The following is a 17,943-nucleotide window of genomic DNA, read 5'->3' as shown; positions in this document are numbered from 1 at the left end:
AGTTAAATTAGCTTCCTAAAAAAGTTTGGCACAACAATTGGATATCTTTGAACATCATTAATCATTTAAAAAATACACACCATGAAAAAATTTACGTTAGTTTTAGCTTTTATCGGGATGATAACACTAAATAGTTGTACAGTTAATGAAGACACCGGACCTGATAACGATACTATCAGCGAAGTTTGGGAATATACAGGAGTAAACTTCCAACCTAATTCATATAGCGTAGTGTTGAACTTTCCTCATACAATTTATGCTTCTGATATGGTTTTAGTTTATAGATTATCAGGAGTATTTCAAGGAGATGATGTTTGGAAGTTATTACCAGAGAGTCGCTATTTTGACGATGGAACTTTAGACTACAGATTTGTAAACGATTTTACGCGTTTTGATGCAGAAGTTAATCTTGAAGGTTTTGATTTAGCAGGTTTGCCATCGAACATAAGATTAAATCAAATATTAAGAGTAGTAGTAGTTCCTGGTTTCTTTGGAAATAAATCTGCACAACAATTTGATTTCTCTGATTACAAGAAAACAATAAAAGAATTCAAAATTGACGATAGCAATATTCAAAGAATAGAATTAGGCAAATAAATTAGGTTTTATGTTAGATAAAAAAAAGAGGTTGAATTATTCAACCTCTTTTTTATTTATTTTATCTAATGATTAAGAAACGTTTTCAACATTTGCATCGGCAAGTTTTTTGTACGTACCGTTTACCAGTTTTTCTCTAATAGCGTCAAAAGCAGTAAGCGTTTCTTCGATATCTTGAAGCGTATGAGAAGCGGTTGGTATCATTCTTAATAAGATGATTCCTTTCGGGATAACTGGATATACTACTATAGAAAGAAAGATTCCATAGTTTTCGCGTAAGTCATTCACCATTACCATTGCTTCAGGAATAGAACCTTCAAGATAAACTGGAGTTACACATGTGTTGGTATCACCAATGTTAAATCCGTGGGCTTTTAATCCGTTTTGTAAAGCGTTTACATTTTCCCAAAGTTTGTCTTTCAAGCTTGGGTTATCTCTCAATAATTGTAATCTTTTCAATGCTCCAACAGTTTGAATCATTGGTAACGATTTAGCAAACATTTGAGAACGTAAATTGTATTTCAAATAATCGATAACGTCTTTATCGGCAGCAAGAAAAGCACCAATACTTGCCATAGATTTAGCAAACGTAGAGAAGTAAACATCAATGCCATCTTGACAACCTTGTTCTTCACCAGCACCAGCACCAGTTTTTCCTAATGTTCCAAAACCATGTGCATCATCAACCAAAAGACGGAAATTGTATTTCTTTTTCATTTCTACAATTTCTTTCAACTTTCCTTGTTGACCACGCATTCCAAAAACACCTTCAGTAATGAAAAGAATTCCACCACCAGTTTCTTGTGCCATTTTAGTAGCACGTTGAAGGTTTTTCTCCATGCTTTCTAAATCGTTGTGCTTGTAGGTAAAACGTTTACCCATGTGAAGACGTACACCATCAATGATACAAGCATGTGCATCAACATCGTATACGATAATATCGTTTTTAGTAACCAAAGCGTCAATAGCTGACATAATTCCTTGGTAACCAAAATTCAATAAATAAGCCGATTCTTTTTGAACAAAAGCCGCTAATTCTCTTTCTAATTGTTCGTGAATGTCAGTATGACCACTCATCATTCTTGCACCCATTGGGTAAGCAGCACCATATTGAGCCGCAGCTTCAGTGTCTACTTGTCTAACTTCTGGATGATTGGCTAAGCCTAAATAATCGTTGATTGACCAGTTAAGGATTTCTTTTCCGTGAAATTTCATTCTTGGTCCAAGTTCGCCTTCCAGTTTTGGGAATACATAATAACCTTCGGCTTGAGATGCCCATTTTCCTAATGGACCTTTATTGTTTTGTATTCTTTCGAATAAATCTTTTACCATTTTGTAAAGTATATTTAAAAACGAGGCAAAAGTAAACATAAAAAAAGTTTACTCCTAATGATTTGAACCTTAAATTTCTAATCAAATAGGAGTAAAATTATAGTTTTCTATAATTGTTTGACAGCGATTATACTAATGCTTTAATATTTTGGTATAAAGTATCTTTATTTACTGGTTTTGATAGGTATTTGTTCATGCCAATTTCAAAAACCCGTTCTTTGGTAGTTTCCATTACATCTGCAGTAACGGCAATAATAGGTATATCTTTATTGTTTTCTCCAGCTTCACCTTTTCTTATAGCGATTGTAGCTTCATAGCCATCCATTACAGGCATTTGCAAATCCATCAATACAATATCAAACGGATTATTCTTTAATTGGTCAACACCTTCTTCGCCATTGTTGGCAAATTCAACAACGGTGTTCAGCCATTTTTTGGTAATCATTTTTATTACCATTTGGTTCATTGCATTATCCTCAACAACTAAAATTCTTTTTCCTTTCAAATCATAATCTTCATTCGGAATTATAGTAACCGATTTGTTCTCTGAAGCAATTAAATCGTATTGAAGTTCAACCGTACAAATAGTTCCCAATCCTTGTTGACTTTTAATATCTACTGAACCATTATGCAAATCTGCCAAATTCTTAACGATAAATAAACCAAGTCCAAGTCCTCCAAATTTTCGTTTATTATTGATACTTTCCTGAGAAAAAGAATCAAATATGCTATTCATCTTTTCTTTCGGAATTCCAACACCAGTATCAGTTACTTTTAAAACTAGTTTAATTTGATTACCAGAAGTTTTTTTCCAATCCAAATGAATTTTCACATCGCCTTCAGGAGTAAATTTAATGGCGTTGTTGATAATATTATTGGCAATTTGTGCAAAACGAGTGCCATCGCCATTAACATTTAACGGATTTTCATTTTCAATAGTGTATTTAATATTGATTCCTTTGTTTTTGGCAGTTTCTATTGCATTGTTTTTAATCTGTTCTAATATTTTAACAGGTTCAAATGGTGCTAATTCTAATTTTAATTCTTCTTTCTCTATTTTAGAGAAATCTAAAATATCATTCACAGAACTCAATAAGCTTTGCGAAGAATATTTAATAATATCACAATTCGATTTTACTTTTGAAGCATCTGTTTCGTTGGCTATAACATCGGTCAAACTCATAATGGCATTTAAAGGCGTTCTTAATTCATGACTGATGTTAGAAAGGAAATAGGATTTTAATTCATTCATTTCCTCAGCACGCTGTAGTGCAAGTTCTTGCAAGGCTTCACGTTCGTTTTTCAAATTTCTAATCAAGTTTGCCATCGACAACGATAAGAAAATCACTTCCATTCCTGTGCCAAGTTTAGAACCATTTTCAGTCCAAAAAGTATGCGGAAGTACACTAAAGTTTTTCAAAATGAAAACAACAAAACCACTTATTAAAAACAAAATACCAACAGCGAAAAACTTGTCAATCGTTTTGGTTTTATTGTAAATGATTACAATTGATGAAATGATTAGCGTTAATAAATACAAGCCTAAAAGATTAGCAATAGGATAGGAGTATTCTAATGTTTTTGGATATACAAAAAGTCCAATCATCAACAAAGCATCTAAAGCATAAAGCACATAAAAAGCATTATTAATAGACTTGCTGTAATTTTTTATCTTAAGAAACACTTGTGCATAACGACCTAAAAAGAAACTAGCAATGGTGGCAAAAATTATTACTGAATGTAATGAAAACCATCCTGATTGAGGTGTAATAAATTTGTAGAAATAACCATCAACCGAAAATTGCAGCAGACCAATAAAAACAACATACATACTATAATAAAAGAATGTTTTGTCTTTCATTCCAAAGAAAAAGAACAAATAGAGTATCGCGGCAATAATTAATATTCCGTAAAAGAAACCAAACACAAATTGTTCAAACGAACTTTGCTCTAGCAAACTTTCTGCATTATGAAGCACCAAAGGCATCGATAGTTGTTCGCCATCACTTTTTATATGTAAAAAATAACTTTTGCTTTCTTTTGGTTCTAAATGAATTTTGAAAATTGTTTTTCGTAAATCAACACTTCTTTCATCAAAAGGAATAGCATCACCACTGATGTGTTTTGAAACAGCATTATTTTTATCAATTACATAAAGTTCTGCAACATCAGTAATTGGTCTTGCCGTTTCAAAAAAGTAGTTAATATCATCAGTCGAATCGTTTTTTAATTCAAATTTTATCCAAAAATTACTAGCAGTAAAACCAAAATCAGTATTTTGTTTTGGCATTGGTAAAAATTTATAAGTTCCTTTTTGAACTTCTTCTAATGTCAATTCTTTTTTACCAACATCAATGTATTTAGCAGCAGAATGAATTGATATTTCTTTACTTGCATTGTTTTGTTTTAATAAAAATTGAGAAAATGAGTTGTAATTTACTAGAAACAGTAAAGTAATAATCCATAAGTATTTGCTTCGCATAAAGGAAGTTGTTTTGTTTTTCATTTGGGGTTTGTTTATGTTTGGTGCCTTGATATACGAATCAAATTTACTTTTGGTTTTAAAATTTAAAAAAAAATGAAACTAGTCTTTGCTTCAAACAATAAGAACAAATTAAATGAAATTCGATTATTATTACCAAATAATATTGAATTATTAAGTTTAGAGGATATCGGTTGTAATGTTGATATCCCAGAAACAGCCGACACTATTGAAGGAAATGCTATTTTAAAAGCCAATTATGTAACTTCAAATTTTGGGTACAATTGTTTTGCTGATGATACGGGTTTAGAAGTTGAAGCACTTAATGGTGAACCTGGAGTTTATTCGGCGCGTTATGCAGGCGAACAAAAAAATGCAGATGACAATATGAATAAGTTGTTGCATAATCTAGAAAATCAAGCAAACCGAAAGGCACATTTTAAAACCATAATAGCTTTAAACATAAACCACAATCAATATTTATTCGAAGGCATCATTAAAGGTGAAATCATTAAAGAAAAAATTGGAAATCAAGGTTTTGGTTATGATCCGATATTTGTTGCTGAAGGTTATACAAAAACTTTTGCCGAATTATCCATCGAAGAGAAGTCAGTCATCAGTCATCGCGGAATCGCTATCAGTAAAATGATTGATTTTTTAAAAAATATGTAGTTTATTGTTAATTTTGATGAAAATAGTTCATAAAAAATCGTTTTCGTAATCATAATATTGTCAATAAACTAAAAATACTTCTAGTTTCCAGTAGCTTGCATACTTCTTTTACGTACATTTGCACCCAATTTAAAATAATATATGAATAAATTTGAACAATTAGGTCTGAATGAGTCGTTACTGCTGGCGATCAAAGATCTAGGATTTGAGAATCCGTCAGAAGTGCAAGAAAAAGCCATTCCGGTTTTATTGGAACAAAATAGTGATTTAGTAGCTTTAGCACAAACAGGTACAGGGAAAACGGCAGCTTTCGGTTTTCCACTTATACAAAAGATAAACGCAGAGGATAAAACTACTCAGGCGTTAATACTTTCTCCAACTAGAGAATTGTGTTTGCAAATTACCAACGAAATAAAATTGTATTCTAAGTATGTAAAAGGTTTGCATACGGTGGCAGTTTATGGTGGTGCAAGTATTACAGAGCAAGCACGTGAGGTAAAACGCGGTGCACAAATCATTGTGGCAACTCCGGGTAGAATGCAAGACATGATCAATCGTGGATTGGTAAACATCAAAAACATTAACTTCTGTATTCTTGATGAAGCAGATGAAATGTTGAACATGGGATTCTATGAAGATATCGTTTCGATACTTTCTGATACTCCAGAAGACAAAAACACGTGGTTGTTTTCAGCAACCATGCCAGCCGAAGTAGCTCGTATTGCTAAAAAGTTTATGCACGAACCAGCAGAGGTTACGGTAGGAACTAAAAACTCAGGTTCAGCAACAGTTTCTCACGAATTCTATTGTGTAAACGCTCGCGACCGTTACGAAGCATTAAAAAGATTAGCCGATGCTAATCCAGACATATTTTCTGTAGTGTTTTGTAGAACAAAACGCGACACGCAAGCTGTGGCTGAGAAGTTAATTGAAGATGGTTATAACGCTGCTGCATTGCATGGTGATTTATCACAAGCGCAACGCGACGGAGTTATGAAGTCTTTCAGAGGACGTCAAATTCAAATGTTAGTGGCAACGGATGTTGCGGCTCGTGGAATTGACGTAGACAATATCACTCACGTGGTAAACTATCAATTACCAGATGAAATTGAAACCTACAACCACCGTTCTGGTAGAACCGGACGTGCGGGTAAACTAGGAACATCGATTGTGATTATTACTAAAAGTGAATTGCGTAAAATCTCTGCTATTGAGCGTATTATCAAACAGAAGTTTGAAGAAAAAACAATTCCTTCTGGAATGGAAATATGCGAAATCCAGTTATTGCATTTAGCGAATAAAATTCATGATGCAGAAATTGACCATGAAATTGACAACTATTTGCCAGCTATTTATGAAGTATTCCAAGATTTATCTAAAGAAGAACTTATAAAGAGAATGGTTTCTGTAGAATTTAACCGATTCTTGAATTACTATAAAAAGAAACGCGATTTATCAGGTGAAAAGTCAGAAAGAAGTTCATCGGAACCAAGAGAAGTTAGAGCTGGCGATCCAGTTCGTTATTTCATTAACATTGGTGCTAGAGATGATTTCGATTGGATGCAGTTAAAAGACTTCTTGAAAGAAACTTTAGAGCTTGGTCGTGATGATGTATTTAAAGTAGATGTTAAAGAAGGCTTCTCTTTCTTTAATACCGATGGAGAACATACTGAAAAAGTGATGGAAATCTTAAACGGATTCGAATTAAACGGTCGTCGTATCAATGTAGAAATCTCTAAAAACGACGGAGGTTCAAGAAATTCTGGTCGTCGTGACCATAACGGAAGAAGTGCTGGAGGAAGACGCGATGGCGATAGAAAACCAGGAAGTTTTGCACCAAGAAAAGAAGGTGGTTTCAGAAGCGATAGAGGCGAAAGACCAAGAAGAGAAAGAAGTTCTGAAGGCAGTCGTAGCGAACGTCCAGCAAGTCGTTCTTTTGAAGCTGCAAAAAACAGAAGACCTAGAAGAAGCTAGTAAACACAAGCTTTTTTAATATAAAAATTCCAAATTCAATTAGTAAATCTACTTGAGTTTGGAATTTGTTTTTTAGAGAATAAACCAAAATTGTTAATTTTCTTCTAATTCTATTTAGAATTTGTCTAATATCTTAAAAGAGTTTCATACTTTTAAACCATCAAAAATCACTATGAGGTATATTACTTTCTTTTTACTACTTTTTTTTGCTGGTGCAACCTTTGCTCAAGTAGAAACCTCGGCTCAAAAAGTTACCGGAACGATTGTTAATGATTTAAACTTATTTCCAATTCCGAATGCCAATATTATCAACGTCAATAAAGTAAAAGGTACTACTACCAACAATCGTGGATATTTTGAAATCGATGCCGAAGTAAACGATACCATACACATTACCTTGCTGGGCTTTCAATCGTTGAGAGTTCGTGTTACGAACGACTGGATTAAAAATGGTACTGCCAAAATCAGACTTACCGAAAAAGCCATTGCACTAGAGGAAGTTGTGGTGCGCAAATATGATTTAACGGGTTATCTTGAAGTCGATTCTAAATTAATTCCTGAAAAAGAAAATTACCGATACAGTATTTCTGGTTTACCTACGGCCTATGAAGCGGGCGACCGTTCGCCAAATGCGTTTACTAGGGTTTTGGGTTCTATCTTTAATCCTGCCGACATGCTCTATAATTTCTTTGGGAGCAAACCCCGAGAACTCAAGCGTTTAAAATCGATGAAGAAAGACGACACCGTGCGTAACCTTTTAGAATCAAAGTTTGACCGCGAAATGATTGCTGTACTTCTAGGTGTTGATAAGAAAGAGATTGCCGAAATATTGCAACGTTGCAATTACTCAGAGTCGTTCATTCAAACTGCTAACGATTTGCAGATTCTTGATGCTATTAGTGAGTGCTACGAGAATTATAAAGTGCTTTCCAAAAAGCACGAGAAGTACCTCAACGACTAAACCCTGTTTTCCTTTTCGGAATAATAGCGTTCCTCAATGCGTTTAATATCTTTTATGGAGTTTTTGGCCCAAACCAAACGTTTTTCCATGATTTCTTCATCTGTCAGTTGCCATTTAATATCCGAATTGCGTAGGCGAGTAGTGATATCCTGAATAATAATAGCCGCCGATACCGATATGTTTAAACTTTCGGTAAAACCTACCATCGGAATCTTGATAAACCCATCGGCTTGTTCTAAAACCTCTTGCGATAATCCTTCTTTCTCGGTGCCAAAAAAGATAGCACTGCGTTTGCTGATATCAAACTCATGCAGCAGGCAACTGTCGTTATGTGGCGTAGTGGCAATAATTTGGTAACCTTCGGCTTTCTTAGCGTCAATGCAGTTCTGATTGTTGGCAAAACGCTTTACATCAACCCATTTTTGCGCGCCCATGGCAATTTCGCTGTCAATCCTTTTGCCAAACTTTTGTTCCACCACGTTCAGCTCTTGTATCCCAAAAACTTCGCAACTGCGCATCACAGCGCTGGTGTTGTGCAACTGATATACGTCTTCCATCGCAATGGTAAAATGCTTGGTTCTTAGCGCCAACACTTCTTCAAAACGTTGTTTTCGGTTTTCGGTTAAGAAACCTTCTAGGTACGCTAAATAATCGAGGTCAATCATGGTGGTTTGCTTTTGGCAAAAATAGGGATTTTGTTTTTTATGCTAATTTCCCGCCAAAAGCCTTGTTTTTACTGGGTTTTCCCAATAGTTTTTAAAATTTTACCGATGTTAAAGTTTTGATAAAATTCCCTTTTTTAAACCCAATCAATAGGTTTATGGGTCACAATGGCACGATTGTTGGCTTTACCTTTAGTATATAATAATTTAAAAACGTAGAAATCATGAAAACTTTGAAAATTTTTATAGCAACCATGTTGTTAGTAATGACAACCCAAACAAAAGCACAAGTATCGGTTAGTATTAATATAGGAACACCACCAGTATGGGCACCGGCAGCTCCGGTGAACGTGAATTACTATTATTTGCCAGAAATTGAAACCTATTACGACGTTTCGGCTCGTCATTATATCTTTTTAAATAATGGTGTTTGGGTGCGTTCCAGAGCATTACCTGCTTACTATAGCGGTTATGACCTTAATCATTGTAGCCCGGTGTATTTAACAGGTTATAGAGGTAACGAACCTTATATGTACTACAAACAACACAAAGTGAAATACAAAGGACACGGAAAGTGGAAAAACAACCACGGTTCGCATAGAGGAAAAGGTAAAAAAGTAGGCCACTACAAATCATAGAAGAAGTTGAACTTGCATTTATATTTTAAATTAGATTAAACAAAAAGAGCAAAGTAGAAACACTTTGCTCTTTTTAACTTACCCAATTTTGAAGAATTTCATTCAACTGCCGCAAAAGTAAGGTGGCTTTCTCAGAAGTACTTTATCTAAACATTATCGAATGATTAGGGTTTCATCAAGTTCGTTGAACTCTGTAAACATTCCTGATAACATCATAGAATATAAAACCGCTGATTAAGAATGAACCTAAGTGTATTAATGAAAAATAGAGTTCATTGTGAATCATGTTAAAATAAGTACATATTATCCAAATCAGGAACATATACATATTGGCTATTCCTGCTAAGATGTAAAAGAAGTTAGTGATGGTGCTGGTAGATTTCTTTTTAAAATGAAGAATCAATCTTATTATTAATAGTAATACACCAAGACCTAGAGAAATAAAAATTGTATATAAAAAGTAAACTAATATACCCCAACCATAAAACAATCCATCTTCTTCAGCATCAAAATAAAATTTAAAAAAGCCATACAATGTCCACAAAGTGGTGATTAAAAGACTTAAGGCACAGTTTTTATACAATCGTTCTTTCATTGGGTTCTTAATTTTTTGGTTAATTTACTCTTCGCATTATTTTATGGTCAATAGGCAAACAATCGGTATCTAAATCTTCTTTCGAATGATACTTAATGATTACTTTGCTTAAATCATCAGCAATTCTTATGCCTAATTGATATTCCTTTTTTTCCATAAAATATTCATCAACAAAATAACCGCCTTTTTCATCTGAATCTATTTCTGGGTCTTGGTCCCAATTGTTGTTTATTGCAATACCTTGATAATAGGTATCACATGGTAGCGTTTCTGTAATTAAATGAAACTTTATTGTTTTTTTATCAAGTATACTAACTCCTAACCATTGGTTTGAATCTTCCTCAGAATATTCAAAAATCAAATCATAATCATCTTTAGCAAATGGTTTAACGCTATCGTTGATAATTGGTTCGTTGATTACAACTTTAGGTTTAGTTGTTTCTTCAACCTTTGCGGGAAGCTCTTTTTTGCAACTGTAAAAAGACAACAACACACATGAAAACAAAACTATATAGTGTTTCATTCAATATTATGTATTTAAATTAAGGATAACTTTATGTTGTAAAATATTATTCAATCAAATATATCAAATTCCAAATAGGAAATCTTCGGCAACCCATAAGTTTTCTTTAAACTCCTATTGGAAAAAGCAAAACACCTATAGGAGCAACCCGATTTCCTGTTAGAAATTTATGTTTTCCTATTAGAAGTTTGCCTTTTCCTGTTAGGAAATTGTGTTTTCCTATTAGAAAATTACCTTTTCCTATTAGAAGTTTGCCTTTTCCTGTTAGAAGTTTGCCTTTTCCTGTTAGGAAATTGTGTTTTCCTATTAGAAGTTTACCTTTTCCTGTTAGGAAATTGTGTTTTCCTATTAGAAGTTTGCCTTTTCCTGTTAGGAAATTGCGTTTTCCTGTTAGAAGTTTGCCATTTCCTATTAGGAAAATAGGTTTTCCTGTTAGGAATTTTGATTTTCCTATAGGTAATCGAAAAAATCTTTTAGGTTATTATCCTTACAAAGCCTGTAAAATCAAGAGTTTTATGCGCGCATAAAAAAAATGTAAAAAAAATTTTCTGTTTTATACAATAAAGTAATGCCTTTCAACGTTATATATAAATGAATTCATCGAGTGTTCTTGCAAGAATTAAAATTAGTTTTAATTTTAAATTGTTATCAAATGAAAAAAATCATTTGTAAGCGCGATTACCATAAAGATGGTAATAGCGAACTTGACACATTTGCCGGAGAAGTTAGGAATGGTATTTATACCAACCCAACTGTCTTTCCAATCCCTCCATTTACTGAACCCGAATTTGATACGGTTCAGGAAAAATTTAGTAACGCTGCCGCTGACTATGCCCAATATGGGCTAACTAAGAAGGTAGCTCTTGATGAAGCAAAGGGTACATTAATGAAAACTCTTGATAATACAGCTACTTATGTAGATGGAGTAGCAGATGGCAATATTTCTACTATTGCATTATCGGGATTTGTGCCAACTAGTGATAGCATGCAACCAGCTGCACCACTAGGCATTATTGAATCTTTTACTATTAGTTTAACTAAAACAAGCGGACAGATTTTAGTTGATATACCAGCTTATCCTGGTATAACAAACGTGAATTATTTCTGTGTTTGTGTGGCTGATAATCCGTTGACTAATCCTTCCATAGTGAACGGACAGTTGATGTTATCGGCTGAGGATAAATCTGTGAGAATGGATTATAATCGCTCACGAAACAAGACCTTCAACGGCTTGACTCCGGGCGTAAAATACTATTTCTACGTATATGCCTCAAACAGTGCTGGCGTTTCTCCATTGAGCAACCCACAAGCATTGTATGCCTCATAATCTGAACAAATTGTTTTTAAGGAACTCTGCCGAAAGGCGGAGTTTTTTTGTGGGTTGTTGAGAATTATTGACTTTTAGTTTTTGAATTGCTTTCTTATTCTGTGAAATTATCTAATATAAAATTTATTTAATTTAACTTCAACTTTTGCAATCCATATTGAGAATCGTAAGCCAATAAATAATCTTCATTTAGAAGAAATTTCATTTTATTTGAACCAAACTCATTTTGAAGAAATTTCCAGTTATTTCCATTATCTCTTGATATAAAAAAATAATCAGTCATAGATTTTTCACCATTACATACAATTACTGTAGTATTCTTATGCTGATACTTTTCTTTTATACGGTAATTTTTATTTTCAAATTTGAAATTATAGTTTGATATTTTATAAGGGTTTGAATCACTAAAATATTTTTCACTTATCTCTTTATAATTTGATTTTTCAACTACATTCCAATTATTACCTAAATCAGTAGATTTCAATAATAGAGAATCAATTTGACAAATTATTGTATCATTTTCAATTTTTATATTGTCTATTCCTGAATCTTCATAGTCAATTTTTAATAACTTCCAATTTTTACCTCCATTCTTTGTTAGATATAGTAAAGGAGCCTTATCCATTTTATCAATATTTTGAGATTCTTTATTGTGACGAAAAGTATAGCCACCAATTAAACCTGTTAACGAATCTTGAAAGTAGATAGCCTTATTGAGTGTGCCTTTTTCAACAATTCCGCTACCTTTTATTTCTTCCCATTTAGAATTGTAGCTGTTGCAAGAATATAAAAACAATAAAAGTAATAAGAGAAATGTTTTTTTCATTTGAATAATATCTGTTAGCCTAGTAAAAATAAATAAAAACCATCATTTACGATAACCTGAAAGAATTGTTTTTAAGGAACTCTGCCGAAAGGCGGAGTTTTTTTGTGGTTTTTGATTCGGAAATAATTGTTTAGTTAAAATAAACTTATGGTAATTTACAACGCCTTTTTTATATATTTGATAGACAAAGTAAGTCTGACGATTTTCGAACATTAATAAGTTGGAAATAATTTTAAACACGAATGAAAATAAAAAATCGAGATTTTAAATATCTAATTATATTCAATCTTATTTTTATAGCTTCTCTATATTTTGATGTCTTAATGCCTTCTAACTATTATAGAAATGAAAAAGTAAAATCATTTTTTAATGTTATTAATGAAACTCAAGGATGGAAAACAAATGGTTCAAAAGAAATTAAATATATTTTAGAATGTGAAAGTGGAAATCTTTATTATCTCGCAAAGTTTCCACTAAAATTTGAGAATATTAAAATTGGAAAAGAGGTTGAAATTGAACAAACCATTTTGTTTAAGAAAACCAAAAATATAAAAGTTGAGCAAAAGACTTATTTAGTTTCGTTTCTTTCACTAAATCTTGTTGTCTACATTTTCATATTTTGTATTACTATTAATCTTTTAAATGTTTTTTTCTCTAATAAAGTTTTAGATATAGCTTTAGCTTTTGGAACTGTTCCAATCTATTTCATCGGATTAGTTTATCTTTTTGCTTATTAAATAAAACTTCTGAATGTCAACCTAAATAACGTTGGAGCCAGTTCATAGAAGTAGAAAACCAATGTTGGATAAAAGTTATGCATTAGAATAAATATAAACTATTTGACTTATTTTTTAACTTGCAATGATGTATAATGCAAATTAGTTATTCATGAAAAAAAAACTCGTAGTACTAACCGGTGCTGGCATTAGTGCCGAAAGCGGCATTAAAACCTTCAGAGATTCCGATGGACTTTGGGAAGGTCACGATGTGATGGAAGTGGCAACACCAGAAGGTTTTCAAAGAAACCCATCGTTAGTCCTCGATTTCTATAACCAACGCCGTCGACAACTACACGAAGTGCAACCCAATCTTGGGCATCGAGTGCTTGCCGAACTGGAAGAGTGGTTTGACGTGCACATCATTACCCAAAACGTAGATAACCTACACGAACAAGCCGGAAGTTCTAAAGTATTACACCTGCATGGCGAGCTATTGAAAGCAAGAAGTATCAAAAATACACATCGAATTATCGACTGGCATCATGATATACTGCTGGGCGATGTAGATGAATACGGCGACCAAATGCGTCCGCACATAGTTTGGTTTGGTGAAGAAGTTCCTGCTTTAGAAGAAGCCATAAACATCACCGAACAAGCCGATTATCTGGCAGTAATTGGCACTTCGCTTCAAGTATATCCTGCGGCAGGAATCATCCATTATTCTCAAGCCATGTGTCCGTTGTTTTATATCGACCCAAAACCCGCTACAATTTACAACCTCCAAAACCCACTAGAAGTGATTTCAAAAAGTGCCACCGAAGGTGTGCCGTTATTAAGAGAAAAATTAAAAAAAATGCTATAAAAACTCATTAGTCATGCCTTTTAATTTATAAGGAATACCTATTTTTGCACTTCAACAACACACAACAAAACATGCGCGAAATAACATCCTTAAACGCCATTTCTCCGATAGACGGAAGATACCGAAAAAAGACACAAGCTTTAGCACCATTCTTCTCTGAAGAAGCGTTAATCAAATACAGAGTACAGGTAGAAGTAGAATACTTTATTGCGCTGTGCGAAGCCAACTTACCTCAACTGGCATCCATCAGTAATTCGGTATTTGACGACCTGAGAAAAATATATACCGAGTTTTCAACCGAAGACGCACTTTGGATAAAAGAAACCGAAAAAGTAACCAACCACGATGTTAAAGCGGTAGAATACTTTATCAAAGAGAAATTTGAAACTTTAGGTTTGTCGCAATACAAAGAGTTCATCCATTTTGGATTAACCTCTCAGGATATCAACAATACTTCAATTCCATTATCAACTAAAGAAGCGTTTGAGCAAGTTTATTTGCCAGGTTTGATTGCCGTTATTGCAAAATTGAAAGAACTAAGCATGGAATGGGCAGCCATCCCAATGCTTGCCCGAACACACGGTCAGCCAGCTTCGCCAACACGTTTGGGGAAAGAGATTTTAGTATTTGTAGAGCGTTTGGAAGAGCAGATGCGCTTGTTGTTCAACATTCCGTTTGCAGCAAAGTTTGGTGGTGCTACCGGAAACTATAATGCACATCATGTAGCTTACCCAAACATCGACTGGAAACAATTTGGGACACAATTTGTGGAAGAAACATTAGGATTACACCATTCGTTCCCAACGACACAAATAGAACATTACGACCATTTTGCTGCGTTTTTTGATGCTTTAAAACGTATCAACACCATTATCATTGATTTAGACCGCGATGTTTGGACGTATGTTTCGATGGACTATTTTAAACAAAAGATAAAAGCAGGAGAAATAGGTTCATCGGCTATGCCACACAAAGTAAACCCTATAGATTTTGAAAACTCTGAAGGGAATTTAGGGATTGCCAATGCTATTTTTGAACATCTTGCAGGTAAATTGCCTGTTTCACGTTTGCAACGCGATTTAACCGATAGTACTGTTCTAAGAAACATAGGTGTGCCAATTGGTCACACTATTATTGCCTTTGATGCCACATTAAAAGGACTGAATAAACTGTTGATTAATGAAAGTAAATTTGCAGAAGATTTAGAAAAGAACTGGGCTGTGGTTGCCGAAGCGATACAAACTATCTTGCGTCGTGAGGGTTATCCAAATCCTTATGAAGCGTTGAAAGGTTTAACGAGAACCAATTCGGTTATCAATCAAGAATCAATTCATGCTTTTATTGGAACGCTTGATGTATCTGAGGAAATCAAAACCGAATTATTAAAAATCACGCCGAGTAATTATTTAGGGATATAATTCTAACAGTTAGCTATTCTATTAACAATAGATTAGTATCTTTAACAAGACTTTATCTTTTTAAGATTTTGTTAAACTAGTAAGGTTTGCTATTTTAGTAAAAATTCTATTTATGCCAATACAATTATCCACATCGGTTGTTCACCTACCTGACTTAATCAGTGATTTGGGGCTAATATTAGCCACAGCAGCTATTGCGGTTTTGATATTCAAGCTATTAAAGCAACCTTTAGTCTTAGGGTATTTGGTAGCAGGCTTTTTGGCTGGCAGCGAATTCGACTTTTTTCCAACCGTCAAAGACATGAACAGCGTAAGCGTTTGGGCGGAAATAGGCGTAATCTTCTTGTTGTTTAGTTTGGGATTGGAGTTCAGTTTCAAAAAGCTAATGAAAGTAGGAGGAACGGCTTCGATAACCGCATTGACACAAATTATCGGAATGGTAGGTTTGGGTTATTTAGTTGGCTATTGGATGGGTTGGGGAAAGATGAATAGTTTGTTTCTTGGTGTAATATTGTCTATTTCATCCACCACAATAATTTTAAAAACTTTTGACGAACTAGGCGTTAAAGCTCAAAAATTTGCCGGAAATGTTATTGGTGCGCTGATAGTACAAGATATTCTAGCCATTTTGATGATGGTTTTGTTGTCAACTGTTGCAGTAAGTCAGCAATTTTCGGGAAGTGAATTGCTTCAATCTGTTCTTAAACTCATTTTCTTTTTGATAATTTGGTTTACTGCTGGTATTTTTTTCATCCCAACAATATTAAAAAAAGCCAAACACCTGTTAACAGATGAAATGCTGTTGATTGTTTCGCTAGCACTTTGTTTATTGATGGTTTTATTTGCAGCAAATGTTGGTTTTTCGCCAGCGTTGGGTGCTTTTATCATGGGTTCTATCATTGCAGAAACCACTCAAGCCGAACATATTGAACATTTGGTGAAACCTGTTAAAGATTTATTTGGTGCCGTCTTCTTCGTATCGGTAGGAATGTTGATAGATCCTGAAATGCTTGTAAAATATGCTATTCCTGTTGGTATCTTAACGGTTGTTGTCATTTTTGGACAATCTTTTCTTTCTACCATAGGAACATTGCTTTCAGGACAACCCTTAAAACAATCGGTTCAAACCGGAATGAGTTTATCGCAAATTGGAGAATTCTCTTTTATCATTGCTACTTTAGGTATGACTTTGAAAGTAACTAGTGATTTTTTGTACCCAACTGTAGTGGCGGTTTCGGCAATCACCACGTTTACCACGCCTTTCATGGTGAAGTTTTCGACACCTTTCTCCGCTTACATCGAAAAACAATTGCCTAAAAAATGGGCCAAAAGGATTGAACGTTATAGCGCTAATACGCAAGCAATTCGCTCAGAGAGTAACTGGCGTATTGTATTGAGAGCATACTTGATACATGTGGTAATTCATTCTGCCATTATAGTTTCTATCATTGTACTATCGTCTACTTATGTTTTACCATTGTTGAATGGTTCAAAATTTGCGCATATTATTGCGGCCTTTATAACTTTGATTATTATTAGTCCGTTTCTTTATGCACTTTCTTTAAGAAGAGTTGCCATAGAACAAGTAAATGAGCTTTTGAAAGTACGAAAGTATCGTGGACCAATAATCATGATGGTCTTTTTAAGAGCAATTTTGACATTGGTCTTATTTGGTTTTTTACTTAACGTATTCTTTTCTCCCGGAATCGCATTGGTAGCATTGGTTTTCTGTTTGGTTTTGTTCTGGTTATTCCCGAAAAAGCTCACAGCACGATATTATAAAATAGAAGAACGATTTATAAAGAACTTGAACGCAAGGGAATTGGCGAAAGCCAAAAGGAGTAGAAGCGATTTAACACCATGGGATGGACACATGGCATCGTTTGACGTTGCCAGAGAATCAAATATTGCTGGTAAAACATTAGAAGAATTAAGACTACGAGAGAAACTGGGAATCAACCTTGCCTATATTAAGCGAGGCGATGTGGTAATCAATATTCCAAGTAGAAACGAACGAATTTTTCCTGGTGATGAAATAAGTGTTATTGGTACTGACGGACAATTAAAAGAGTTAAAAGTGTTTTTAGACCAGAATGAAACGGATGCCAAACCAGAAATCAAAGAACCAGATATTGTTTTACGACAAATTGATTTGAAAAATCAGGAATTCATTGGTAAAAGCATCCGAGAATCTAATCTGAGAGAAAAAACAAATGGATTGGTAGTTGGAATCGAAAGAAATGGAAAACGTTACTTAAATCCAGAGTCAAACATGATATTATCGGACGGCGATATTCTTTGGATTGTTGGTGATAAAAAGCTGTTAAATGAATTGACTCATAACTAAAATAGCAA

Annotated in this window: 16 protein-coding genes; 10 read left to right on the top strand and 6 right to left on the bottom strand. The window is 33.9% G+C overall.

Annotated features, from left to right (window positions below):
- The first annotated feature begins 81 nt into the window (after positions 1–81).
- A complete protein-coding gene (locus RN605_RS03320) occupies positions 82–597 on the top strand; it encodes an alkaline phosphatase family protein (protein ID WP_313322206.1) in 516 nt (171 codons plus the stop codon).
- Between the two features lie 72 nt (positions 598–669).
- Here RN605_RS03320 and RN605_RS03315 read toward each other — a convergent pair whose 3' ends face one another.
- Together RN605_RS03315 and RN605_RS03310 are read right to left on the bottom strand one after the other, a co-directional pair.
- Positions 670–1,929, bottom strand: a complete 1,260-nt coding sequence (locus RN605_RS03315) for an aminotransferase class I/II-fold pyridoxal phosphate-dependent enzyme (protein ID WP_313322204.1) — start codon at positions 1,927–1,929, stop codon at positions 670–672.
- A 127-nt stretch (positions 1,930–2,056) separates the two neighbouring features.
- Entirely contained in the window at positions 2,057–4,435 is a 2,379-nt protein-coding gene (locus RN605_RS03310; protein WP_313322203.1) for a hybrid sensor histidine kinase/response regulator, read from the bottom strand.
- Positions 4,436–4,507: 72 nt separating this feature from the next.
- Here RN605_RS03310 and RN605_RS03305 point away from each other — a divergent pair, with 72 nt between their 5' ends.
- The 3 genes from RN605_RS03305 (at position 4,508) to RN605_RS03295 (ending at position 8,018) form a co-directional block, all read left to right on the top strand.
- Complete coding sequence (locus tag RN605_RS03305; protein WP_313322202.1) at positions 4,508–5,083, top strand: non-canonical purine NTP diphosphatase; 576 nt, start codon at positions 4,508–4,510, stop codon at positions 5,081–5,083.
- Between the two features lie 141 nt (positions 5,084–5,224).
- A complete protein-coding gene (locus RN605_RS03300; RefSeq protein ID WP_313322201.1) occupies positions 5,225–7,057 on the top strand; it encodes a DEAD/DEAH box helicase in 1,833 nt (610 codons plus the stop codon).
- A gap of 172 nt (positions 7,058–7,229) precedes the next feature.
- A complete protein-coding gene (locus RN605_RS03295) occupies positions 7,230–8,018 on the top strand; it encodes a carboxypeptidase-like regulatory domain-containing protein (protein WP_313322200.1) in 789 nt (262 codons plus the stop codon).
- Here RN605_RS03295 and RN605_RS03290 read toward each other — a convergent pair.
- Positions 8,015–8,683 carry a TrmH family RNA methyltransferase gene (locus tag RN605_RS03290; protein WP_313322198.1) on the bottom strand — a complete coding sequence of 223 codons (669 nt, stop codon included), beginning with the start codon at positions 8,681–8,683 and terminating at the stop codon, positions 8,015–8,017. The two genes, RN605_RS03295 and RN605_RS03290, sit on opposite strands and share 4 nt — an antisense overlap.
- 221 nt (positions 8,684–8,904) lie before the next feature.
- Between RN605_RS03290 and RN605_RS03285 the strand changes: the two genes are divergently transcribed.
- Positions 8,905–9,318 carry a hypothetical protein gene (locus RN605_RS03285; RefSeq protein ID WP_313322196.1) on the top strand — a complete coding sequence of 138 codons (414 nt, stop codon included), beginning with the start codon at positions 8,905–8,907 and terminating at the stop codon, positions 9,316–9,318.
- Positions 9,319–9,493: 175 nt separating this feature from the next.
- Here the strand turns inward: RN605_RS03285 and RN605_RS03280 are convergent, their stop codons facing one another.
- Together RN605_RS03280 and RN605_RS03275 are read right to left on the bottom strand one after the other, a co-directional pair.
- On the bottom strand, positions 9,494–9,913 hold the full coding sequence (locus tag RN605_RS03280; protein ID WP_313322194.1) for a hypothetical protein: 420 nt from the start codon (positions 9,911–9,913) through the stop codon (positions 9,494–9,496).
- Positions 9,914–9,932: 19 nt separating this feature from the next.
- On the bottom strand, positions 9,933–10,436 hold the full coding sequence (locus RN605_RS03275; protein WP_313322192.1) for a hypothetical protein: 504 nt from the start codon (positions 10,434–10,436) through the stop codon (positions 9,933–9,935).
- Between the two features lie 886 nt (positions 10,437–11,322).
- On the opposite strand from RN605_RS03275, the gene RN605_RS03270 reads away from it, so the two are divergent.
- The gene (locus RN605_RS03270) at positions 11,323–11,763 is read left to right on the top strand and encodes a fibronectin type III domain-containing protein (protein WP_313322190.1); all 441 of its coding nucleotides are present in this window, start codon (positions 11,323–11,325) and stop codon (positions 11,761–11,763) included.
- A gap of 127 nt (positions 11,764–11,890) precedes the next feature.
- Here the strand turns inward: RN605_RS03270 and RN605_RS03265 are convergent, their stop codons facing one another.
- Entirely contained in the window at positions 11,891–12,589 is a 699-nt protein-coding gene (locus RN605_RS03265) for a WD40/YVTN/BNR-like repeat-containing protein (RefSeq protein ID WP_313322188.1), read from the bottom strand.
- 242 nt (positions 12,590–12,831) lie between these two features.
- Between RN605_RS03265 and RN605_RS03260 the strand changes: the two genes are divergently transcribed.
- The 4 genes from RN605_RS03260 (at position 12,832) to RN605_RS03245 (ending at position 17,935) form a co-directional block, all read left to right on the top strand.
- Positions 12,832–13,326, top strand: coding sequence for a hypothetical protein (locus RN605_RS03260; RefSeq protein WP_313322186.1), 495 nt, complete (start codon positions 12,832–12,834; stop codon positions 13,324–13,326).
- A 151-nt stretch (positions 13,327–13,477) separates the two neighbouring features.
- On the top strand, positions 13,478–14,170 hold the full coding sequence (locus RN605_RS03255; protein WP_313322184.1) for an SIR2 family NAD-dependent protein deacylase: 693 nt from the start codon (positions 13,478–13,480) through the stop codon (positions 14,168–14,170).
- 71 nt (positions 14,171–14,241) lie between these two features.
- Complete coding sequence (purB, locus tag RN605_RS03250) at positions 14,242–15,588, top strand: adenylosuccinate lyase (RefSeq protein WP_313322182.1); 1,347 nt, start codon at positions 14,242–14,244, stop codon at positions 15,586–15,588.
- 112 nt (positions 15,589–15,700) lie between these two features.
- Complete coding sequence (locus RN605_RS03245; protein WP_313322180.1) at positions 15,701–17,935, top strand: cation:proton antiporter domain-containing protein; 2,235 nt, start codon at positions 15,701–15,703, stop codon at positions 17,933–17,935.
- Positions 17,936–17,943: the final 8 nt, after the last annotated feature.

The sequence above is a fragment of the Flavobacterium sp. PMTSA4 genome, assembly GCF_032098525.1.
Taxonomy (GTDB): Bacteria; Bacteroidota; Bacteroidia; order Flavobacteriales; family Flavobacteriaceae; genus Flavobacterium; species Flavobacterium capsici.
This window is presented reverse-complemented; position numbering and strand designations above follow the sequence as displayed.